The organism is Luteimonas viscosa (assembly GCF_008244685.1).
GTDB lineage: Bacteria > Pseudomonadota > Gammaproteobacteria > Xanthomonadales > Xanthomonadaceae > Luteimonas > Luteimonas viscosa.
In genome coordinates, this window is the sequence record NZ_VTFT01000002.1 from 256,927 (window position 1) to 280,425 (window position 23,499).

The window sequence follows — 23,499 nt, forward strand, 5'->3', positions numbered from 1 at the left end:
CCCCGCCGCCCTGTTTCCGGACCCCGGCGCGGATCACGCCCGGAGGCGCCCGTTTCACGAGGATGCAAGCAATTCGATGACCGATCTCGCGCAGGAAATCATCCCGGTCAACCTCGAAGACGAAATGCGTCGCAGCTACCTCGATTACGCCATGAGCGTGATCGTCGGCCGCGCGCTGCCCGACGTCCGCGATGGCCTCAAGCCCGTGCACCGTCGCGTGCTGCACGCGATGAACGAGCTGGGCGCGCACAGCAACAAGCCGTACTACAAGTCCGCGCGCATCGTCGGCGACGTGATCGGCAAATACCACCCGCACGGCGACCAGTCGGTGTACGACACCCTGGTGCGCATGGCGCAGCCGTTCTCGCTGCGCTACCTGCTGGTCGACGGCCAGGGCAACTTCGGTTCGGTCGACGGCGACAGCGCCGCGGCGATGCGCTACACCGAGGCGCGCATGGCGCGTCTGACCCACGAGCTGATGGCCGACATCGACAAGGAAACCGTCGATTTCACCCCCAACTACGACGAGAAGGAACTCGAGCCGTCGGTGATGCCGACGCGCTTCCCGAACCTGCTGGTCAACGGCTCGGCCGGCATCGCGGTGGGCATGGCCACCAACATCCCGCCACACAACCTGGGCGAGGTGGTCGACGCGCTCATCGCGATGATCGACAACCCCGACATCGACATCGACGGGTTGATGGAATACATCCCCGGGCCGGATTTCCCCACCGGCGGCATCATCAACGGCGTCGGCGGCATCCATCTGGCCTACCGCACCGGCCGCGGCCGCGTGCGCATCCGCGCCAAGTGCGACGTCGAGGTGGCCGACAACGGCCGCGAGTCGATCATCGTCACCGAGATTCCCTACCAGGTGAACAAGGCGCGGCTGATCGAGAAGATCGCCGAGCTGGTGAAGGAGAAGAAGCTCGACGGCATCAGCGAGCTGCGCGACGAGTCCGACAAGGACGGCATGCGCATCTACATCGAGATCAAGCGCGGCGACTCGGCCGAGGTGGTGCTCAACAACCTCTACGCGCAGACCCAGCTCGAATCGGTGTTCGGCATCAACATGGTGGCGCTGGTCGACGGCCGCCCGCAGCTGCTCAACCTGCGGCAGATCCTCGAGGCCTTCGTCCGCCACCGCCGCGAGGTGGTCACGCGCCGGACGATCTTCGAACTGCGCAAGGCGCGCAACCGCGCCCACATCCTCGAAGGCCTGACGGTCGCGCTCGCCAACATCGACGAGATGATCGAGCTGATCAAGACCTCGGACAATCCGCAGATCGCGCGCGAACGCATGCTCGCGCGGCTGTGGCAACCGGGGCTGGTCGGCGCCCTGCTCGGCGCGGCCGGCGCCGAGGCCTCGCGTCCGGAAGACCTGCCGGCGGGCGTCGGGCTGCTCGCGGACGGCTACCAGCTCACCGAGCAGCAGGCGCAGCAGATCCTGGAGATGCGCCTGCACCGCCTGACCGGGCTGGAGCAGGAGAAGCTGACCGAGGAATACCGCCAGTTGCTCGACGCCATCCGCGGCCTGATCGAGATCCTCGAGGACCCGGAAGTGCTGCTGGAGGTGATCCGCACCGAACTGCGCAATGTCAAGGAAGAGTTCGGCGACGCGCGCCGCAGCGAGATCCGCGCCAGCGAGGAGGACCTCGACATCCTCGACCTGATCGCGCCGGAAGACGTGGTGGTCACGCTTTCGCATGCGGGCTACGCCAAGCGCCAGCCGGCCACCGCCTACCGCGCGCAGAAGCGCGGCGGACGCGGGCGCAACGCGGCATCGACCAAGGACGAGGATTTCATCGACCAGTTGTGGCTGGTCAACACCCACGACACGCTGCTCACGTTCACCAGTGCCGGGCGCGTGTTCTGGCTGCCGGTGCACCAGCTGCCCGACGCCGGGCCGAATGCGCGTGGCCGCCCGATCATCAACTGGATCGCGCTGGAAGAAGGCGAGAAGGTGCAGGCGGTGGTGCCGGTGCGCGAGTACGCGGCCGACAAGTTCGTGTTCTTCGCGACCCGCCACGGCACGGTGAAGAAGACGCCGCTGACCGAGTTCGCCTACCGGCTGGCGCGCGGCAAGATCGCGATCAACCTCGACGAGGGCGACGCGCTGGTGAATGCCGCGCTGACCGACGGCAGCCGCGACATCATGCTGTTCGCCAGCAACGGCAAGGCGGTGCGTTTCGACGAGGCGTCCGTGCGCGCCATGGGCCGTACCGCCACCGGCGTGCGCGGCATCCGCCTGGCCGAGGGCGAGGAAGTGCGCAGCCTGGTGGTGGTCGATGGCGCGGGCGACGTCCTCACCGCCAGCGAGCGCGGCTACGGCAAGCGCACCCCGCTCGGGGAATACCCGAAGAAGGGGCGCGGCACCCAGGGCGTGATCGCGCTGCAGACCACGGCGCGCAACGGCAGGCTGGTGGGCGCGATCCAGCTGTCCGACCATCACGAGGTGCTGCTGATCTCCGACGGCGGCACCCTGGTGCGCACGCGCGCCAGCGAGATCTCCCAGGTCGGCCGCAATACCCAGGGCGTGACCCTGATCCGGCTGGCGGCGGACGAGAGCCTGCAGGCGATCGAGCGCGTCGATGCGTCGCTCGAGGAAGGCGAAGCCGTGGGGACGGCCGATGCCGTCCACGCTGCGGAGGACTTGCGGCCGGACGCGTGAGTTGCATGGCAGGGCCTTCGCGCGTGGAGGCCCCGCCAGCCTGATCCCGCTCGGCGAGACCCGATCCGGTTCGTTTTGCATCGGGGCGGCGACGAGGCCCGCCGCGTTGCGGCCCGGTCACGCCTGCGCTTGTCCCCGGCGATCGCTGCGCTTCCGATTTCGAAGCCTGCGCGCCGGTCGCGCGTCGGCCGGGAGGAAAGGCGGCTTCCACCATCGGTGGGCAATGCCGCGCACCACCTCCCTGACCCCTGATCCACTCCCGCGCCGTTCTACGACTGCAGCGGGAACGGTGGCGCTTGCGGGCCGCCCTCTGTAATTTGGACGACAACGGATCCGGGGAACTCGACAGTGGAACGACCGATGCGTAACGGGAACTGGTTCGGCGCGATGTTGCTGGCCGTGGCCCTGATGGGGATCGCAGGCTGCAAGCGCGACGAGACCGGCCAGCTTCCGGCGGTCAGTGGGGAGGCGATCCGTGGCGAACGCGACGCGATCGAAGGCTTCGGCCTGGTCCGCGCCTGGCCGGACCAGTCGGAGGATGCGCTGGCCATCGCGCTGGAGTTCTCACGGCCGCTGGTCGGCACCCAGGACTTTGACAGGCTGGTCACCTTCGCCGAACCGGTCGCCGAGCCGAGCGGCTGGAGCCTGTCGGACGACGGCAAGGTCCTGCGCTATCCGCACGTCGAGGCCGACGCCCACTACACCCTGCGCATCTCGGGCGAGCTGACCGCGGCCGACGGCAGCAGCCTCGGCCAGGACCGCGAGGAGAAGGTGTACACCGGTGAACTCGACCCGGTCGTGGGATTCGCATCGCAGGGCAGCGTGCTGCCGGCGAAAGAGTCTCGCGGCCTGCCGGTGGTGTCGGTCAACGTCACCGAAGTCGACGTCGAGTTCCTGCGGGTGAAGGAGTCGTCGCTGCCGAAGTTCTTCGCCGAGTACCAGCGCGGCGGCCGCCGCGGCAGCTGGGAACTCGACAGCCGATGGGGCGACAAGGCGCCGATGTCGGATCTGGCCGAGCCGGTCTACGTCAACCGCTTCGTGCTCGGCGGCGAGCGCAACGAACGCGTGCTGACCTACCTGCCATTGCAGGACATCGCCGAGCTGCAGCAGCCGGGCCTGTACTTCGCGGTGATGAAGAAGGCCGGTTCGTTCCAGGACCAGTTCGAGACCGCTTTCTTCACGGTGAGCGACATCGGCCTGCATGCGCGCGCCTACAAGGACAAGCTGTTCGTGCACACCGCATCGCTGCGCGACGGCAGCGCGCTGGCCAGTGCCGAGCTGCGGATCCTGGACGCTCGCGGCGAAACCATCTACAAGGCCGAAACCGATTCCCACGGCAATGCGCTGGTCGACTACACGCTCGACGCCGCGCACGTGCTGGTCGCCAGCCGCGGCAACGACGTGTCGATGCTGCCGTTCAACCAGCCGGCGCTGGACCTGTCCGAGTTCGCCGTGTCCGGCCGCGAGAACGCCTGGTTCGACGTGTTCGCCTGGTCGGGGCGCGACCTGTACCGGCCTGGCGAGACCGTGCGCGTGTCGGCGCTGCTGCGCGACAACGACGGCAAACCGGTGGTGGCGAAGGACGGCAAGGCGCAGACCCTGTTCGTGCGCCTCAAGCAGCCCGACGGCAAGACTTTCTTCGAAACCCGCCTGCAACCCGGCGCGCTCGGATACTTCGGCTTCGAGAAACAGGTGCCGGTGGACGCGCCGACCGGTCGCTGGCAGGTCGAGTTCCGCACCGATCCCTCCAGCAGGGAGGCGGTGCAGGGCATGACCCTGCGGATCGAGGAATTCCTGCCCGAGCGGATGAAGCTCGACCTGGAATCGGCCGATGCCGTGCTCAGGCCCGGACAGCCGTTGAAGCTGCAGGCCATCGGCGCCTACCTGTACGGCGCGCCTGCCTCGGGCAACCGCTTCACCGCCAAGCTCGCGGTCGCTGTGGAACAGCATCCGGTCGAGGGCATGCCGGGCTGGTTCTTCGGCGATCCCACGATCGACCTGCCGAAGGAGGCGAAGGACGTCGTCGACGCGACGCTCGATGCACAGGGCCGCCTGACGCAGGACATCGCGCTGCCGGAAGAAGTGAAGGGGACCACGCCGGTTGCCGCGGTGGTGTCGGGCAGCCTGTACGAGACCGGTGGCCGCAGCGTCAACCGCACGCTCGAACGCGTGCTGTGGCCGGCCGACGCGCTCGTGGGCGTGCGCCCGCAGTTCGACGACAAGGACGGCGCGGATGCCAACGCAAACCCCGGGTTCGAACTGCTGCGCGTCGGCAGCGACGGCAAGCCGCGCCCGGGCAAGGGCCTGCAGGTGACCCTGGTGCGCGAGCACCGCGACTACCACTGGCGCCACGACGAGGACGGCGGCTGGGATTACGAGTACAGCAGTCGCTTCGAGAACGTCGAGACGCGCACGGTGGATGTCGGCGAGACCGCGATACGCCTCAATTTTCCGGTGGAGTGGGGCGAGTACCGCGTCGACGTGCTCGACCCGGCGACGAAGCTGGTCACGCGCTATCCGTTCCGTGCCGGCTGGGGCTGGGGCGACGAGAACCGTGGCCTCGACGCGCGCCCGGACAAGGTCAAGATCGCGCTCGACAGGACCGGCTACCGCGCCGGCGACAAGCTCAAGGTGACCGTCACGCCGCCGCACGCCGGTCCGGGCCTGCTGATGGTGGAGAGCGACCGCATGCTGTACGTGCAGGCGATCGAGGCCAGGGCCGGTGCCAGCTTCGAGATTCCGGTGACGGCCGACTGGGAGCGCCACGACGTCTACGTCACCGCGCTGGTGTTCCGTGGCGGCAGTGCGGCCAGCAAGGTCACGCCGGCGCGCGCGGTGGGCGTGGCTCACGTGCCGATGGACCGCCGCGACCGCCGCATCGCCGTCGGCCTCAAGGCGCCGCAGCGGATGCGCCCGGAAGGCCCGATGCAGGTGGTGCTGAGCGCGCCGCAACTGGCGGGCAAGGAGGCCTACGCCACGGTGTCCGCGGTCGATGTCGGCATCCTCAACATCACGCGCTATCCGGTGCCCGACGCGCGTCGCCACTTCTTCGCGCAGCGCCGGCTCGGCGTCGATGCCCGGGACATCTACGGCCGCGTGATCGAGAGCCACGAGGGCGGGACCGCGCGGCTGCGCTTCGGCGGCGACATGGCGCTGGCGGCGCTGCCCCAGGCCAGGCGGCCGACCGCTCGGGTGCAGACGGTCGACCTGTTCGCAGGCCCGGTCAGGCTCGACGCGCAGGGCAACGCGAAACTCACGCTGCAGGTGCCGGACTTCAACGGCACGCTGCGGGTGTCGGCCCTGGTGTACTCCGCGGACAGCTACGGCAGCCGCGACGTCGAGACGATCTCGCGCGCGCCGATCGTGGCCGAGGCGAGCATGCCGCGGGTGATGGCGCCGGGCGACCGCGCCACGGTCACGCTGGATCTCACCAATTTCACCGGCAAGGCCGGGGATTTCGACGTCCGCGTGGACGGCGTCGGCCCGGTGTCGATCGCCGAGGGCGTGCGCAAGGCGAAGCTCGCGGTCGACGGCAAGTCGACGCTCAGCTTCCCGCTGTCCGCGAACACGGGGTACACGGTGGCCAAGGTGCGCGTGCGGGTGGACGGCAACGGCTTCAAGGTCGACCGCAGTTACGACCTGCCGGTGCGCCCGGCGTGGCCGTCCGTGCTGCGTTCGAGCACCCGGGTGCTGCAGTCGCCGGTACCGGTGACGCTCGACGGTTCACTGGCGAGCGGGCTGATGCCGGGCTCGGTGGTGGCGCAGTTCACGGTCAGCGCGCTGCCGCCCATACCGTTCGCCAGCGCGATCCGCGGCGCGCTCGGCTACCCCTACGGTTGCGCCGAGCAGACCACCAGCAAGGGTTACGCGGCCTTGCTGCTGGACGAACCGACCGCGAAGATGCTGGGCATCGCCGACGTCGACGCCGGCAAGCGCCGGCAGTACGTGGAAGGCGCGTTCGGCCGGCTGGCGTCGATGCAGATCGGCTCGGGGCATTTCTCGATGTGGGGCGACGACGGCTACGTCAACCCGGGCCTGACGCCGTACATCGTCGAATTCCTGCTCGACGCGCGCGACGCAGGCTTCAACGTGCCCGAGGCGGTGTTGCAGAAGGCGCTGGAACGGCTCAACGAGGATCTGCTGGCAGGTGGCAACCAGTTCTACGGTCGCGACCACCGTTCGCACCTGCGCTTCGCCTACCAGGCCTACGCCGGCTACGTGCTCGCGCGCGTCAACCGTGCGCCGCTGGGCACGCTGCGCGCGCTGTACGACAACGATCGCGGCAACACGCTGACCGCATTGCCGCTGGTGCACCTGGGCCTGGCATTGTCGCTGCAGGGCGACAAGGTGCGCGGCCAGAAGGCGCTAGAGGGCGCGTTCGCGTTCAAGGGCGACCGGCCGGGCTACCTCTGGGACTACGGCAGCCCGCTGCGCGACCAGGCTCTGATGGTGGCGCTGACCCGCGAACGCGGGCAGGTGCGCGCCGCGTACGACGCCAGGGCGATCGAGGTCGGCCGCGAGCTGGACGTGCGTCGCAACCGCGGCTGGCTGTACCTGAGCACTCAGGAGCAGATCGCGCTGGCGAGGCTGGGCAAGGCGCTGGCGTCGGCCCAGGGCAAGCAGGTGTCCGGCACGCTGGTGGAAGGCGGCGTGAGCCAGCCGGTGCCGGCGGCACGCGTGGTCGGACGCGCCTACGATTCGGAGACGCTGGCCAAGGGCGTGCGCTTCGACCCGGAAGGCGAGCCCCCGTTGTTCGTCAGCATCGACGTGGCCGGTGTGCCGACCACGGCGCCGGCGGTCGATGCCAGCCGGATCAAGGTCGAACGCGCGCTGTACACCACCGAAGGCAAGCCGTGGACGCCGGCGCCGCTGAAGGAGGGCGAGGCGCTGATCGTCGCGCTGTCGATCACCAGCGACGTGGCGATGCCCGACGCGTTGCTGACCGATCTGCTGCCGGCCGGGCTGGAGATCGAGAACTTCAACCTCGGCGATGCGAAGCAGTGGGCGGACGTGGTGGTCGCGGGCATCGGGATCAACGACCGGTCCGATGCCGCCGACGTCGAATACGAGGAGTTCCGCGACGACCGTTACGTCGCCGCACTCGACCTCGATCCGGGCCGCGCGGCGCGGGTGTTCTATCTGGTCCGCGCGGTGACGCCGGGCACGTATACGGTGCCGCCGCCGATGGCGGAGGACATGTACCGGCCGGAGATCCGCGGGGTGGGAAGGGCGGTGCCGGGGACGATCACGGTGGTGCAGCCGTGAGCGGCCGAGATTCGGAACTCGTGATCGGCAATTCGGCGCGTTCCGGGAAGCAGCGGGTCCCGCCTGCGCTGGCGTCGCCGCGCAGGCGATCTCCATTCGGGTTTTCTGCCGGGCGATGTCCCTGACATCACGGGCTTCCGGTGCGCAGCAGGCTGGCGCGTCCCGTTGGCGTCGCGGGTTGCCCTGGCTGCGCTGGGGGATGGTCGCGGTGCTGGCGTCGCTGCTCGCGCTCGACCTCGCGTTTCCGCCGCAGCTGCCGCTCGCGCGCGATACCAGCACCCTCGTGGTCGCCGCCGACGGCACTCCCTTGCGCGCGTTCGCCGATGGCGACGGCGTGTGGCGCCATCCGGCGACGCCGGAGGGTGTGTCGCCGTTGTACCTCGAGGCCTTGCTCGGCTACGAGGACCGCTGGTTCCGCAGTCACCCCGGAGTGAATCCGTTCGCCATGCTGCGCGCGGCGTGGCAGTGGGCGAGTGGCGACGGCATCGTCTCGGGCGGGTCAACACTGACCATGCAGGTCGCGCGCATCCTCGATCGCGACCCCGGTGCGTCCACGCGCACGCTGCACGGCAAGGCGCTGCAGGTGCTGCGCGCGCTGCAGCTCGAGGCGCACCTGTCGAAGGACGAGATCCTGTCGCTGTACCTGGAGCGCGCACCGTTCGGTGGCACCATCGAGGGCGTGGAAGCGGCGAGTTGGGCCTACCTGGGCAAGCCGGCGGCGCGCCTGTCGCATGCGGAAGCCGCGCTGCTCGCGGTGCTGCCGCAGGCGCCGAGCCGGCTGCGGCCGGATCGTCATCCCGACGTGGCGCGCGCTGCGCGCGACAAGGTGCTCGGGCGCATGGCCACCCTGGGCGTGTGGACGCAGGCGCAGGTGGACGACGCGATGATCGAGACCGTGGTGTCGCGGCGGCTGCGCCCGCCGATGTCCGCGCCCCTGCTGGCGCAGCGCCTGCGCGCCGCGCAGCCGCGCCGTGCGCGCATCGTCTCGACCCTGGATGCCGACCTGCAGCGCACGCTGGAGGATCGCGTGGCCGCCTATTTCTCCGGCCTGCCCGAACGCACGTCGGCCGCGCTGCTGGTGGTTGACAACGCGACGATGGAAGCGCGCGCCTACGTCGGCTCGCTCGACCTGCACGACCGCGCGCGCCTGGGCCATGTCGACATGGTGCGGGCCTGGCGCTCGCCGGGTTCGACGCTCAAGCCGTTCCTGTACGGCATGGCGCTCGACGACGGCCTGGTCCACTCCGAGAGCCTGCTGGTCGACGCGCCGCAGTCGTTCGGCGGTTACCGACCGGGCAACTTCGATGCCGCTTTCAACGGGCCGGTCGGGGTCGCGACCGCGCTGCGGCTCTCGCTCAACGTGCCGGCGGTGGACCTGCTCGCCCGGGTCGGTCCCGCGCGCTTCGCCGCACGCCTGGACAACGCCGGCATCTCGCTGAAGTTCCCGCGCGGCGCGACGCCGAATCTGACGCTGATCCTCGGCGGCACCGGCGCCCGGCTGGAGGACCTGGTGGGGGCGCACGCCGCGCTGCATCGCGACGGCATCGCGGGCCGCGTGCGCTACTCGCCGGAGGATCCGCGGATCGACCGCCGGCTGCTCTCGCCCGGCGCGGCGTGGATCGTGCGCGAGATCCTCGAGTCGAACCTGCGACCTGGCGAGCGCGAGGGCATGTTCGATGCCGGGCGCCGGCCGCGGGTCTCCTGGAAGACCGGCACCAGCTACGGATTCCGCGATGCCTGGGCGATCGGCGGCACGCGGCGGCATACCGTCGGCGTCTGGGTCGGTCGGCCCGACGGCACGCCGCTTCCCGGCCAGTACGGTGCGATCACCGCGCTGCCGCTGCTGTTCGAAGTGGTCGACAGTCTGCCGCGCGCGCCCGGCGGCGACGCGCCCGCGCCGCCGCCGGCGGAGGTTTCGCGGCAGGCGGTGTGCTGGCCGCTCGGTACCGCGGCCGATGCGCAGCCGCCTGCCTTGTGCCAGCGCCGCTTCGATGCCTGGGTGCTCGGCGGTGCGATCCCGCCGACCTTCGCCGAGCGCGACGCACGCTCGTGGAGCGCCGGGCTGGAACGCTTCGACGTGGACGCGGGCACAGGCCTGCGCCTGTCCGCCGACTGCAGCCGTCCGCATGTGCCGAAGGCGACCGCGATCGCCCGCTGGCCGGCGCTGGCCTCGCCTTGGTTGCCCGTCTCGACGCGGCGGGCTTCGCGACCACCGCCGCTGTCGCCGGACTGCGCCGACGACGGACGCGATGCGGCCGGCGAGTTGCGCATCGAGGGCCTCGTCGACGGTGCGACCCTGGCCAGGGCGCCAGGCAGCGAGCGCGGCATCCGCCTGTCGCTGCGTGCGATCGGTTCCGACGCGCCGGTGCAGTGGCTGCTCGACGGGCGATGGATCGGCCAGACGCGCGGCGGCAACGCGTTCCAGCACACCTTCGAGCGGCCCGGCGCGCAGCGACTCACCGCGCTCGCCGACAGTGGCGCCTGGGCATCGGTGGAATTCCGCGTGCTGCGCTGAGCCGATTGCCGGTGGGTCGTCGACCGCGACGGCGCGCAGGCGAAGACGCCGCACGTCGTGCCCCGGGCATCGTGACGGTCGGCCTGCGGCGCCGCGCACGCGACAGGCGCAATGTGGGGAAGGGATACGCGCACATCGCGCCGCCGCTGGCGCGCCTCCTTCAGTCCGGCAGGTGCGCCAGCATGTGCTCCGCGCTCGAGACCCGGAACTCGCCCGGGGCCTCGACGAACAGCTGCTTGACGATGCCGTCCTCGGCGTAAAGCGCGAAGCGCTTGCTGCGCACGCCCATGCCGTAGCCGCTGGCGTCCATCTCCAGGCCCAGGGCCCGGGTCAGGTCGGCGTTGCCGTCGGACAGCATGCGCAGGCCCTTCGGCACGTGCTGGCTTTCGCCCCAGGCCTGCATCACGAACGGGTCGTTCACCGCGATGCAGGCCACGTGCACGCCGCGCTGGCTGAACTCGTCGAAGTGCTCGACGAAGCCCGGCAGGTGGCGCTCCGAGCAGGTGGGGGTGAATGCGCCCGGGACCGCGAACAGCACCATCCTCCGGCCTTCGAACAGGGTGGGGGTGTCGACCGCCTGGACGCCGTCGTCGATGTACTTGAGCACCACTTCGGGGATTCGGTCGCCGATCTGGATGGTCATGGGGTGCATGCCTTGCCGGTAGGTGAACGACGGCTATCGTCTCACGCCGGGCCCGGGGAGGGGGCTTGAAAACCCGCAGGCTGCTCGCACATCGCGGACATGGCGGCAGCGCGCCGCCGCAACCGCAATTCAGGAGTCGCAGACATGAGCATCGTCCGTTACCGCCAGCGCCCCTCGGAACTGGCGCTGCACGAAGAGATCAAGCAGGTGTTCGACCGCTTCCTCGGCGAGCAGGACACCGACGCCTCGGCCGTGGTGACCGCGCAGTGGGTGCCGCGGGTCGACATCAAGGAAGAAGCCGAGCGCTTCGTCATCTACGCCGACCTGCCCGGGATCGACCCGCAGGACATCGAGGTCCAGATGGACAAGGGCATCCTCTCGATCAAGGGCGAGCGCAAGGGCGAATCGAATACCGAGACCGAGCGTTACTCGCGCGTCGAGCGCCGCTACGGCAGCTTCCACCGCCGCTTCGCGCTGCCCGACAGCGCCGATGCCGACGGCGTATCCGCCAACGGCCGCAACGGCGTGCTCGAGATCGTGATCCCGAAGAAGCCCGAGACCACCCCGCGCCGGATCCAGGTCGGGAACCCGACCGCGCACTGACCGTCGCGCGCTTCCACCGGTAAACTGGCGACGGCCCGCATCGCGGGCCGTCGTCGTGGAGCGACCATGCAGTTCAAGGATTACTACAGCGTGCTCGGCGTGGAGCCGAATGCGGGCGATGCCGAAATCAAGTCCGCCTATCGCCGGCTGGCGCGCAAGTACCATCCCGACGTCAGCAAGGAAGCCGGCGCCGAGGACAAGTTCAAGGCCCTCAACGAGGCATACGAGGCCTTGCGCGACCCGGCCAGGCGCAAGGCCTACGACCAGTTGCGCGCCGGCGGCTACCGTCCGGGCGACGAGGTGCCGCCGGCCGGATTCGGCGGCGGCCAGGGCGGGTTCGACTTCGACGAAGTGTTCGCCGGCGGCGGCGCGGGCGGCGGCTTCAGCGATTTCTTCGAAAGCCTGTTCAGGCGCCAGGGCGGCGGCGGGCCCGGCCCGCAGGCGTCGGCGCGCGCGCAGGGCATGGGCGACACGCGCGCCAGGCTCGCGGTCTCGCTCGAAAACGCCCACCGTGGCGACAGCGTGCGCATCGGCATCGACGGCAAGTCGTTCGACGTGCGGGTGCCCAGGGGCGTGCGTCCGGGTCAGGTGATCCGGCTGGCGCGGCAGGGCGCCCGCGGCGGCGACCTGCTGCTGGAGGTCGAGTACGCCGCGCATCCGCAGTTCGAGGTCGACGGCCGCAACATCATCTACACCCTGCCGGTCGCCCCGTGGGAGGCGGCGCTGGGCGCCACGGTCAGCGTTCCGACCCTGGGCGGAAGGGTCGAGCTGAAGATCCCGCAGGGTTCCGAGGCCGGGCGCAAGCTGCGGCTCCGTGGCCGCGGCCTGCCAGGTCCGGGCGGGGCCGCGGCCGGCGACCAGCTGGTCGAACTGGAGGTGCAGGCGCCGCCGCCGCGCGCTGACGGGCAGCGCGAGGCCTACGAGAAGCTGCGGGACGCATTCGCCGCGGACTGGCGACGCGACTGACCGCGGGCAGGCGCCGTTGCTCCGGCCACGGCGGCGGGGCCGGTTCGCCCCGCGGCCGCCGGTCGAACGGGAGAACGGTGGGTCCGCGGGTGGCGCGGCTCAGCCGGCCTCGGGCTCGGTGGGCGGCACGCTGCCGTGGCCGATGGTCGAGACGATCGCCTCGGTGAGGTCGGCTTCGCTGAAAGGTTTGGTCAGGTAGCCCTGCGCGCCCTGGCGGATGCCCCAGATGCGGTCGGTCTCCTGGTCCTTCGTGGTCACCAGGATCACCGGGATGTGCCCGGTGGCGGCATCGCGCTTGATGGTGCGGGTGGCCTGGAAGCCGTTGAGGTTCGGCATCACCACGTCCATCAGGATCAGGTCCGGCAACGTCTCCTTCGCCACCCGCACGCCCGCCGCGCCATCCTCCGCGGTCACCGCTTCGTGCCCCAGCTTCTCGACGATGCGACGGATGCCCATCAGTTGCGAGGGCGAGTCGTCGACGATGAGGATGCGCGCCATGCCTGTTCCCCTGGTGGATGGGCGGATTGTAGCGGTCGGGGGCGCGTTGCCAACGCCCGCGCTAGGGGAATGTGACCAGGGTCCTGCCGACCGATCCGCCGCCGAGCATGCCTTCGAACACCGTGTGCAGGCCGGCCAGCGTGGTTTCGCGGGTGCAGATGCGGTCCAGGTGGCGCGGTTTCCAGTCGGACGCCAGCAGGCGCCAGACCTCGTCGCGGATGTCGCGGGCGGTGCCGGCGGAAGCGACGCCCAGCAGCGAAACGCCGCGGATGATGAAGGGCATTACCGAGGCGGGCAGGTCGGCGCTGGCGGCCAGCCCGGCGCTGGCGACATTGCCGTAGGGCCGCGTCTGCGCGAGCAGGCTGGCGAGCATCGGACCACCGACGTTGTCGAGGCCGCCGCCGAACCGCACCGATTCCAGCGGGCGCTTCGTCGCCAGCGCGTCGCGGCCGAGCACTTCGCGCGCGCCGATCGACTTCAGGTATCCGGCGTGCTCCGGCTTGCCGCTGACCGCGTGCACGGCGTAGCCGGCACGGCTGAAGATGTCGATCGCGAGCGAACCGACGCCGCCGGTCGCGCCGGTGACGGCGAGCGGACCGAGCGATGGCGATTGCCGGTTCTCCTGCATGCGCAACAGCGCGAGCGCGGCTGTGAATCCGGCGGTACCGAGGATCATGCTCTCGCGCAGCGACAGCCCGATCGGCAACGGTACCGCCCACTTCGATTCGAGCCGGGCGTACTGCGCGTAGCCGCCGTCCCGCGTCTCGCCCAGGCCGCTGCCGGTCACCAGCACTTCGTCGCCCTCGCGGAACCTGGGGTCGGTGGAGGACACCACGTGCCCGGCGACGTCGATGCCACCGACCAGCGGGAACTCGCGCAGGATCCTGCCCTTGCCGGTGCCCGCCAGCGCATCCTTGAAGTTGACCGAGGAGAACGCGACCTTGACCACGATCTCGCCCGCGGACAGGTCGTCGATCGACACCTGTTCGACGCCGCCGCGGTAGCCGTCCGCGTCGTCGTGGATGCGGAAGGCGTCGAAGCTGGCGGGAATCGTCATGTCCGTGTGTCCTTCGGTCAGCACAGGCTCGGCGAGCCTCTCGACTGCGCACGCGCGCCGGTCATCCCTTGCTGATGCTGCGCATTGTCACACAGGAGCCCAGTCGACGCGCCACGCCGCCGCAGTGGACACATGCACGCAGGCGGCGCAGATGCATGGCGTCAGGCTGTCGCGGCTAGCGACGCGCCATTGCGTGCTTCTCGTCGAGCCACTTGCTCGCGCTCGACGGAGAGTAATCGCGCATCCAGGCCAGCATGGCGTCGATGTCGTCGCCGTGCCACAGGTCCGCGCGCTGGGCGGCATGCAGGAAGCGCTCGGCGACCATGCGGTCGATCATGCCGATCAGGGGCTCGAAGAAGTCTTCGACATCGAGGAACGCACAGGGCTTGTTGCCGATGCCGAGCTGGCGCCAGGTCAGCATCTCGAACATCTCGTCGAGCGTGCCGAATCCGCCGGGCAGGGCGACGAAGGCATCGGACAGGTCGAACATGCGCATCTTGCGCTCGTGCATCGAACCGACCACCTCGAGCCGGGTCAGGCCCTTGTGCGCGACTTCCCACGAGACCAGTTGTTCCGGAATCACGCCGACCACTTCGCCGCCCGCCTGCAGCACGGCATCGGCGACGATCCCCATCAGGCCGACGTTGCCGCCGCCGTAGACCATCGTCAGGCCCTGTTTGGCGATGCGGTCGCCCAGGGCCACGGCGCGCTCGGCATAGGCCGGACGGTTGCCGGTACTGGAGCCGCAGTACACGCAGATCGAGCGCATGGTCATCGTCCGTCCGGTTTTGCCGCGGCGGGAGCGGGATCGGGCCTGCCGCAGTCCACTTCCTCGACCACGCCGCCGCGGTAGCGCATCGACGTGGTGAGGCGGCGGCCGTCGGCATCGTGGTCGTGCCAGAAATCGATCGCAAAGCTTCCGGCCGGCGGATCGTCGCCGGGACCGGCCGCCGAATGGCCCGACAGCGTGCTGTCCGGCGCCCGCCCCATGATCGCCATCGCCTCGCGGTAGTTCATGCCCGTGCGCAACTGCGCGCAGCGGACGTGCGCGGGCGCGTCTTCGGTGGCGGGCGTGGTTCCGGTCGTGGCGTGGCTCATGGCTGTCGCGAAGCAGCAGGTGAGGGCGATCAGGGCTGGCAGGAGGATGCGCGGCAACGGCATTCGTCGGGGGTTCCGAAGCAAGGGCCCGGACAGATTACGGGCCATCGGGATGGCGGGCGGATGGGCCGTGCGTAGCGAAGGGGTCTGACAGCGGCTTCGCCCGGCGCCACCGCCGCACCGGGTCGATCGCACGGCGCAAACGGCGCCGTGCGTGATTCGCGCGATGCGGACGCAGGCGTTGCAAGCGCCTGCGTCCGTGGCGGTCAGTTGGCCTTGTGGATCGCCCGCTTGTCGACCGCCATCGCGGCGTCGTGGATCGCTTCGGACAGCGTCGGGTGCGCATGGCAGATGCGCGCGAGATCGTCGGCCGAGCCCTTGAACTCCATGGTCAGCACGCCTTCGTGCACCAGTTCCGACACGCCGACGCCGACCAGGTGCATCCCCAGCACGCGATCGGTCTCGGCATGCGCGAGCACCTTGACGAAGCCCGCCGGCTCGCCCATCGCCACCGCACGGCCGATCGCGGCGAACGGGAAGCTGCCGGCCCTGTACGGCACGCCATCTTCCTTGAGCTGCTGTTCGGTCCTGCCGACCCAGGCGATCTCCGGTTCGGTGTAGATGACCCACGGGATCGTGTCGAAGTTGACGTGGCCGGGCAGGCCGGCGATCAGCTCGGCCACGGCGATGCCTTCCTCGAACCCCTTGTGCGCCAGCATCGGGCCGCGCACGCAGTCGCCGACCGCCCAGACGCCGTCGACGCCGGTGTGGCAGTGTTCGTCGACCTCGATCCGTCCGCGGTCGTCGAGCTTCACGCCGGTACCGTCGGCCAGCAGCCCCTTGGAAGCGGCCTTGCGGCCAACGGCAACCAGCAGCCTGTCGACGGTGATCGACTGCTCGCCGTCCTTGTCGGCGTAGCTGACGACGACTTCCTTCTTCTTGCCCTTGCCGGTCACAACGGACTTCGAGACCTTGGCGCCGAGCCTGATGTCGAGGCCCTGCTTGCGGAATTCCTTCAGCGCGGCCTTCGCAACCTCCGCATCGGCCACGGCGAGGAAGTCCGGCAGCGCCTCGAGGATGGTGACCTCGGCGCCGAGCCGCTTCCACACGCTGCCCAGTTCCAGACCGATCACGCCGGCGCCGATCACGGCCAGCCGCTTCGGCACCTCGGTGAAGTCGAGCGCGCCGACGTTGTCGACGATGGCCTCGCCGTCGAACTTCGCGAACGGCAGTTCGATCGAATCCGAGCCCGCGGCGATGATCACGTTGGTGCCGGTCAGCTCGACCTCGGACCCGTCGTGCTGCTTCACCTTGACCAGGCGCTCGGGATGGAGCGTGGCGAAGCCATAGTAGGGCGTGACCTTGTTCGCCTTGAACAGCGTCGCGATGCCGCCGGTGAACTGCTTCACGATCCTGTCCTTGCGACCGACCATCGCACCGACATCGATCTTCGCGTCCTTGAAGCTGATGCCGTGGTCGCCGAAAAGGTGGCCCATGTTCCAGAACTGGCGCGAGGAATCGAGCAGCGCCTTGGACGGGATGCAGCCCACGCGCAGGCAGGTGCCGCCGAGCGCGGGCTTGCCGTCCTTGCCCAGCGCGGCGTCGATGCAGGCGACCTTCATGCCCAGCTGCGCGGCACGGATGGCGGCGTGGTAGCCGGCGGGGCCGGCTCCGATGACGACGATGTCGAATTGTTCGCTCATTTCATTCGCTCACAACGGGATTCGGGATTGGGGATTGGGGATTCGGGAAGCGGACCGGCTTTGCCGAATCCCCAATCCCGAATTCCGAATCCCGGCATGGCTGCTGGGGCCTACAGCCCCAGCACCATGCGGCCCGGGTTCTCCAGCTGGTTCTTGATGTCGACCAGGAACAGCACCGCGTCCTTGCCGTCGATGATGCGGTGGTCGTAGCTCAGCGCGATGTACATCATCGGCGCGGCGATCACCTTGCCGTCCTCGACGATCGCGCGCTCCTTGATCGCGTGCATGCCCAGGATCGCGCTCTGCGGCGGGTTCACGATCGGCGTGGAGAACAGCGAGCCGAAGGTGCCGCCGTTGGTGATGGTGAAGGTGCCGCCCTGCAGGTCCTCGAGCTTGAGCCCGCCCTCGCGCGCCGCCCTGGCGTAGTCGCCGATGCCCTTCTCGACGTCGGCGAACGACATGCGCTCGACGTTGCGCAGCACCGGCGTGACCAGGCCGCGGTCGGTGGAGATCGCCACCGAGATGTCGGCGTAGCCGTGGTAGACCACGTCGTCGCCGTCGACCGAGGCGTTGACCACCGGGTAGCGCTGCAGCGCGTTGGCCGCGGCCTTGGCGAAGAAGCTCATGAAGCCGAGCTTGACGCCGGTGTCCTTCTGGAACTGCTCGCCCAGTTCCTTGCGCAGCGCCATCACCTTGCCCAGGTTGACCTCGTTGAACGAGGTCAGCATCGCGATCGATTCCTTCGACTGCATCAGCCGCTCGGCGATGCGCTTGCGGATGCGGGTCATCGGCACGCGCTGTTCCGGGCGCGCGCCGCCCGAAACGCCCGAGGTCCTGCCGGCGGCGTAGTTGACCAGGTCTTCCTTGGTCACCGCGCCGCGGCGGCCGGTGCCTTCGACCTGGGCCGGGTCGATGCCTTCCTTCTGCGCGGTGAAGCGGGCGCCGGGCGGGAGTTCGCCGGTACCGCCGGTGTCGCCGGACACCGGCGCCGGCTTGGTCGAGGCGGGAGCGGCGGCTTCGGCCTTGGCAGCGCCCTGCTTGGCCTGCACTTCCTCGGCGCCGGCGGCGGGCTTGTCGTCCTTCGCCTTCGCGGCCGGAGCGGGCTCGGCCGCGGCCGCGCCTTCCTCGATGATCGCCAGCACCTGCTGGCTGGTCACCGTGTCGCCTTCCTTGTACTTGATCTCCTTGAGCACGCCGTCGACCGGCGAGGGGACCTCGAGCACGACCTTGTCGGTCTCCAGGTCCACGAGGTTCTCGTCGCGCTTGACCGCGTCCCCCGCCTTCTTGTGCCAGCCGGCGATGGTGGCGTCGGAGACGGATTCGGGGAGAACCGGAACTTTGACTTCGGTGGCCATGGGATGGCGTCCTTGGGGCGTTGAAGGCGGGGCGGTGTTATTCGGCGATCTGGTCGCCGGGCGGATTGACCAGCGCGTCGGCGACCAGTTTCAGCTGTTCCTCGACGTGGTCGGCGAAATGGCCGACGGCCGGCGACGGCGAGCGGCTACGGCCGGCGTAGCTCAGGGCCTGGCCCTTGGCGAGGCAGCCCTGCAGGTGGTGCTTGATCTGGTACCAGGCGCCCTGGTTCTGCGGCTCCTCCTGGCACCAGACCACGTCGGCGGCCTTGCCGTATTTCTTCAGCTCGGCGGCCAGCAGCTCGCGCGGGAACGGATAGAGCTGTTCGATGCGGACGATGGCCACGTCCCTGAGTTCGCGCTTCTGCGCGTCCTCGAGCAGGTCGTAGTAGACCTTGCCCGAGCACAGCACCACGCGCCTGGTCTTCTTCGGATCGACCGAGGCATCGGGAATGAGGTGCTGGAACTCGCCGTCGGCCAGTTCGTCCAGCGTGGAGACGGCCAGCTTGTGGCGCAGCAGCGACTTCGGGCTCATCACGATCAGCGGCTTGCGCGTGGCCATCTTCATCTGCCGGCGCAGCATGTGGAAGCATTGCGCGGGCGTGGTCGGCACGCACACCAGCATGTTCTCCAGCGCGCAGAGCTGCAGGAAGCGCTCCAGGCGCGCCGAGCTGTGCTCCGGGCCCTGGCCTTCGTAGCCGTGCGGCAGCAGCAGGGTCAGCCCGGAAATGCGACCCCACTTGGCCTCGCCCGAGGCGATGAACTGGTCGATCACCACCTGCGCGCCGTTGGCGAAGTCGCCGAACTGGCCTTCCCAGATGTCGAGCGTGTTGGGGTCGGTGGTCGAGAAGCCGTACTCGAACGCCATCACCGCTTCCTCGCTGAGCAGCGAGTCGATGATCGTGCACTGCTCCGGGCTTTCGGCGAGCTGCCGCAGCGGCAGGTAATAGCTGTCGGTCTTCTGGTCGTGCAGGATCGCGTGGCGGTGGAAGAACGTGCCGCGACCGGCGTCCTGGCCAACCAGGCGCAGGCCGTGGCCTTCGGAGAGCAGGGTGGCGTAGGCCAGGTTCTCGGCGAAGCCCCAGTCGCCTCCGACCTCGCCGGCGGTCATCCTGCGCCGGTCCTCGTAGATCTTGGCCACGCGCGGGTGCAGGTGCACGCCGGCGGGAATGGTGTTGATGGCCTCGGCGAGCTGCCTGAGCGTGGCCTTCTTCACCCGGGTGTCGACCTTGTCGTACAGCGTGCCGGTCAGGTACTTCGACCAGTCGATCGTCAGTTCGTAGTCCTCGGGCTTGGACCCTGCGAGCTCGGTGGTGACCTCGCCGGCGTCGAGCTTGTCGCGCAGGCCGTCCATCATCGCCTTCGCCGCCTCGGCCGTGACCACCCCGGCCTCCGCCAGCCGCGCGGCGTAGAGTTCGCGCGTGCTCGGGTGCTTGCGGATGGTCTGGTACATCAGCGGCTGGGTGGCCGCCGGCTCGTCGGCCTCGTTGTGGCCGTGGCGGCGGTAGCAGACCAGGTCGACCACCACGTCCTTGCGGAACTGCTGGCGGAACTCGTAGGCCATCCTGGCCACGAACACCACCGCGTCGGGATCGTCGGCGTTGACGTGGAACACGGGCGCGCCGACCATCTTCGCCACGTCGGTGCAGTACAGCGTGGAACGCGCGTCTTCCTTGTTGCTGGTGGTGAAGCCGACCTGGTTGTTGATGATCACGTGCAGCGTGCCGCCGACGGCGAAGCCGCGCGCCTGCGACATCTGCAGCAGCTCCATCACCACGCCCTGGCCGGCGAACGCGGCGTCGCCGTGGATCAGGATCGGCAGCACCTGGCGGCGCTCCTCGTCGCCGCGGCGTTCCTGGCGCGAGCGCGCGCTGCCGGCGACCACCGGGTCGACGATCTCCAGGTGCGAGGGATTGAACGCCAGGGCGATGTGCACCGGCGCGCCCGGGGTGGCGATGTCGGCGGAGAAGCCCATGTGGTACTTCACGTCGCCGGCGTGGGCGCGTTCGTCGTGTTCGAACTTGCCCTCGAACTCGTCGAACAGCTTGCGCGGGCTCTTGCCCAGGGTGTTGACCAGCACGTTGAGGCGGCCGCGGTGGGCCATGCCGATGACGATGTCCTTGACCTTGTCGAGCCCGGACTGGCGGATCACGCTGTCGAGCAGCGGGATCAGCGAATCTCCGCCCTCGAGCGAGAAGCGCTTCTGGCCGACGTACTTGGTGTGCAGGTAGCGCTCCAGCCCTTCCGCGGCGGTCAGCCGCTCCAGCACGCGGGTACGGGTCGCGGCGCTCAGGTCGTAGTCGCCCGCCGCGGTCTCCAGGCGCTGGTACAGCCACTGGCGCTGCTCGACCTCGGGGATGTGCATGAACTCGGCGCCGATCGGCCCGGTGTATGTGGCCTTGAGCCGCGCCAGCAGGTCGCGCAGCTTCATCCGCGGCTGCCCGGCCACGCCGCCGGTGCTGAACTCGCCATCGAGGTCGGCTTCGGACAGGTTGTGGAACGGCAGGCCGAGGTCGGGCGGGTTCATCGGCGGGGTCAGCGCCAGCGGGTCGAGCTTCGCGCCCAGATGGCCGCGCGAGCGGTAGGCGGTGATCAGCCGGCCGACGTTGCGTTCGCGTTCGTCGCTGCCGCCGGTGTCGCCGGACTTTGCGCCGCGCGCCGCACGCCTGCCGGCCTCGGCCACGGCCGCGGCCACCGGGGAATGCGGGACGTCGCCGGCCTCGCGTCCCTGGAAGCCGTCGAACCATGCCTTCCACTTCGGCCCGACGCTGTCTGGAGAAACCAGGTACTGCTCGTAGAGGTCCTCGATGTAGGCGGCGTTGGCGCCGAGCTGGGAGGACTGCGCAAACTGCTTCAGGAGACTGTCCACGTCGGGCACATCGGACTCAATTAGGGAGGCAAGCGACTGATCCGGAACGGGAATTCGGCGTCCGGCAGCGGGCATATGGGGAGTCGCGCATTATAGCCGTTGCGTTTGTCGCGATGCATCATGCTTTGGGCGGATGCAGGCCCCGCGTTCGGCGGGCGGACAGGCGGCTGCGGCGGCGGTCACAGCCCGAGCGCGCGCAGTTCGCTGCAGGGCCTGGCGCGCTCCCATACCCGGTCGAAGCCTTCCGCGAGTTGTCGTGCGCGGGCGCGCGCGTGGCTTTCCGCCTCGCCGTCGAAGCGATGGCCCAGCGGGCGGAAGTAGTAGCCGCCGGCGTCGCTGGCGATGAAGGCGGAAGGGTAGGTCCGGTCCACCGGATCCTCGACCTCGCGCAGGGCGAACACGCTGGGCAGGCGCTGTGCGAGCCCGATCAGGGGCGCATGGGCACGCTGCGCGGCGGCGGCGTCCTGCAGCAGGATGCGCGCCTCGCCCCCGACGCCGGCGGTGCCGAAGCTGCGCAGGGCTTCGATCACGCGTGGCTGGTCGTACAGGCCCGGGTCGAGTTCGCGGCTGTAGATCCACAGCCGCCGGCGCGCGACCAGGACGATCGCGGCCGTGGTCGCGACCGCGGTGGCACGATCCTCGATCGCGACCGGATGGTCGAGCCGGAACCGCATGGCCAGGTGCTCGATGCCGGCTTCCACGAAGCGTTCGCCCACCGGGGCGAAGCCGTGGACGCGGTAGAAATCGATCGCCCCGGCCTGCGCGTGCAGCGTCACCTGGTGCAGGCCGTCCTCTCGCGCCACCCGCAGCAGCGCGTGGAGCAGCGCGCTGCCGACGCCGCGGGCGCGCCAGTCGGCCAGTACCGCCATGCGGCCGATCCTGCCTTCCGGGCTGATGCGGGCGGTGCCGATCGCGATGCCGGCGGGATCGCGCGCCAGCACGTGGCGGCAGCGCGGGTCGAGGTCGTCGCGCTCCAGTTCCCGTGGTACCCGCTGTTCCTGCACGAACACCGCATCGCGTACCGCGCGCAAGTCCTCGAGCGCCGTGGCGTAGTCGACGACAGCGACCTGGAACGGGCCGGCGGGGTCGGTCAAGCGTCCTCCGGCGGCAGCAGGCGGTAGTGGCCGGCCTGGAGCAGGGCGTACACCGCGTCGCGCCCGGCCGCCGAAAGCGCCGCGTAGGCCCTGCCGTCGAGGCGTTCGCCGGCGGCGATGCGTTGTGCGTCGCGCACGGGCAGGGGATGGTCCTGCCCCGACACGTACAGCCGCGCGCCGCTGGCCGCGCGCCGCCAGGCCGTGCGCGAGAACGGATGCCGGTGCAGCACCGCGCCGTCGTGGTCGAGCGACCACTCGATTTCGATCCGTGAGCGTGCCTGTCCCTCGTCCGACGCCACTTCCGCGTTCCGGTAGCCGGTGATGAAGCGGCCGAACCAGTCGCCGAGCCGGTCGGGATCGCCGAAGCGCAGCACGTTCAGCGCCTCGACCACGCGACGCATGGCCTCGGCGTCGATCTCGTTCGGATCCTTCGCCGGGGCGAGGTCGGGATCGCCGTAGCGGATCGCCTCGTCGGCATCCGCGGCCAGCGTGTCGATGTAGTCGCCCATCAGCTCGGCCGCGGACGGCGCGCGCATGCCGACCGAGAAGGTGAGGCAGGGATCCTCGGCCACGCCGTGGTGCGGCACGCCCGGCGGCAGGTAGAGCATGTCGCCGGGGCCGAGCACCCAGTCGTGGGTCGGGTCGAACTGCCGCAGCAGCCGGAGTTCCACGTCGTCGCGGAACGCCAGTGGAGGCGCGTCCCCCGCGTCGACCTGCCAGCGGCGATGGCCATAAGCCTGCAGCAGGAACACGTCGTACTGGTCGACGTGGGCGCCGACCGAGCCGCCGGTGGCGGCGAAGCTGACCATGATGTCGTCGATCCGCCAGCGCGGCAGGAAGTCGAAGCGAGGCAGCAGCGCGGCGACGTCGGCGTCCCACTTGTCCACGTCCTGCACCAGCAGGGTCCAGTCGCGCTCGCCCAGGGTCGGGAACAGGGCTTCGGGGAACGGCCCGTGCTGTACCTGCCAGGCGTCACGTTCGCGGTCGTGGCGCACCAGGCGCGACAGCGCGAACTCCTCGCAGGCCAGGCCGGCCAGATCCTCCGGCGCGATCGGCGAGGCGAAGCCGGGGAATGCGTCGCGCACCAGCAGCGGCCGCTTCTGCCAGTAGTCGCGCAGGAACCGCGCCGGCGGCATGCCGAGCATCTGCCCGTCGCTGCCGCGGA

The 23,499-nt window shown here is 69.9% G+C and carries 15 protein-coding genes; 5 read left to right on the forward strand and 10 right to left on the reverse strand.

What is annotated here, in order from left to right; genetic code table 11:
- The first annotated feature begins 76 nt into the window (after positions 1-76).
- From gyrA to pbpC, 3 genes are all read left to right on the forward strand, one after another.
- Positions 77-2,671, forward strand: coding sequence for a DNA gyrase subunit A (gyrA, locus tag FZO89_RS15800; RefSeq protein WP_149104388.1), 2,595 nt, complete (start codon positions 77-79; stop codon positions 2,669-2,671).
- A 360-nt stretch (positions 2,672-3,031) separates the two neighbouring features.
- Complete coding sequence (locus tag FZO89_RS15805) at positions 3,032-7,936, forward strand: alpha-2-macroglobulin family protein (protein WP_149104389.1); 4,905 nt, start codon at positions 3,032-3,034, stop codon at positions 7,934-7,936.
- Positions 7,937-8,051: 115 nt separating this feature from the next.
- On the forward strand, positions 8,052-10,451 hold the full coding sequence (gene pbpC / locus FZO89_RS15810; RefSeq protein ID WP_149104390.1) for a penicillin-binding protein 1C: 2,400 nt from the start codon (positions 8,052-8,054) through the stop codon (positions 10,449-10,451).
- 160 nt (positions 10,452-10,611) lie between these two features.
- On the opposite strand, the gene FZO89_RS15815 is transcribed toward pbpC, so the two are convergent.
- On the reverse strand, positions 10,612-11,094 hold the full coding sequence (locus tag FZO89_RS15815) for a peroxiredoxin (protein WP_149104391.1): 483 nt from the start codon (positions 11,092-11,094) through the stop codon (positions 10,612-10,614).
- A 144-nt stretch (positions 11,095-11,238) separates the two neighbouring features.
- Here FZO89_RS15815 and FZO89_RS15820 point away from each other — a divergent pair, with 144 nt between their 5' ends.
- Together FZO89_RS15820 and FZO89_RS15825 are read left to right on the forward strand one after the other, a co-directional pair.
- Positions 11,239-11,697, forward strand: coding sequence for an Hsp20/alpha crystallin family protein (locus FZO89_RS15820; RefSeq protein WP_149104392.1), 459 nt, complete (start codon positions 11,239-11,241; stop codon positions 11,695-11,697).
- A 66-nt stretch (positions 11,698-11,763) separates the two neighbouring features.
- A complete protein-coding gene (locus FZO89_RS15825) occupies positions 11,764-12,663 on the forward strand; it encodes a DnaJ C-terminal domain-containing protein (protein ID WP_149104393.1) in 900 nt (299 codons plus the stop codon).
- A gap of 99 nt (positions 12,664-12,762) precedes the next feature.
- Here the strand turns inward: FZO89_RS15825 and pilH are convergent, their stop codons facing one another.
- From pilH to FZO89_RS15870, 9 genes are all read right to left on the reverse strand, one after another.
- Positions 12,763-13,161 carry a twitching motility response regulator PilH gene (gene pilH, locus FZO89_RS15830; protein WP_149104394.1) on the reverse strand — a complete coding sequence of 133 codons (399 nt, stop codon included), beginning with the start codon at positions 13,159-13,161 and terminating at the stop codon, positions 12,763-12,765.
- A gap of 61 nt (positions 13,162-13,222) precedes the next feature.
- Positions 13,223-14,218, reverse strand: a complete 996-nt coding sequence (locus FZO89_RS15835) for a YhdH/YhfP family quinone oxidoreductase (RefSeq protein WP_149104395.1) — start codon at positions 14,216-14,218, stop codon at positions 13,223-13,225.
- 175 nt (positions 14,219-14,393) lie between these two features.
- Positions 14,394-14,987, reverse strand: coding sequence for an LOG family protein (locus tag FZO89_RS15840; protein ID WP_149104657.1), 594 nt, complete (start codon positions 14,985-14,987; stop codon positions 14,394-14,396).
- Positions 14,988-14,989: 2 nt separating this feature from the next.
- A complete protein-coding gene (locus FZO89_RS15845; protein ID WP_149104396.1) occupies positions 14,990-15,424 on the reverse strand; it encodes a hypothetical protein in 435 nt (144 codons plus the stop codon).
- 158 nt (positions 15,425-15,582) lie between these two features.
- Positions 15,583-17,019, reverse strand: coding sequence for a dihydrolipoyl dehydrogenase (lpdA, locus tag FZO89_RS15850; protein WP_149104397.1), 1,437 nt, complete (start codon positions 17,017-17,019; stop codon positions 15,583-15,585).
- A gap of 110 nt (positions 17,020-17,129) precedes the next feature.
- On the reverse strand, positions 17,130-18,374 hold the full coding sequence (sucB, locus tag FZO89_RS15855) for a dihydrolipoyllysine-residue succinyltransferase (protein WP_149104398.1): 1,245 nt from the start codon (positions 18,372-18,374) through the stop codon (positions 17,130-17,132).
- 37 nt (positions 18,375-18,411) lie between these two features.
- Positions 18,412-21,240, reverse strand: coding sequence for a 2-oxoglutarate dehydrogenase E1 component (locus tag FZO89_RS15860; protein WP_149104399.1), 2,829 nt, complete (start codon positions 21,238-21,240; stop codon positions 18,412-18,414).
- A gap of 179 nt (positions 21,241-21,419) precedes the next feature.
- Positions 21,420-22,334, reverse strand: a complete 915-nt coding sequence (locus FZO89_RS15865) for a GNAT family N-acetyltransferase (RefSeq protein ID WP_262378742.1) — start codon at positions 22,332-22,334, stop codon at positions 21,420-21,422.
- Positions 22,331-23,479 carry a ribosomal protein uL16 3-hydroxylase gene (locus FZO89_RS15870; RefSeq protein WP_149104659.1) on the reverse strand — a complete coding sequence of 383 codons (1,149 nt, stop codon included), beginning with the start codon at positions 23,477-23,479 and terminating at the stop codon, positions 22,331-22,333. Before FZO89_RS15870 ends, FZO89_RS15865 begins: the two co-directional genes overlap by 4 nt.
- Positions 23,480-23,499: the final 20 nt, after the last annotated feature.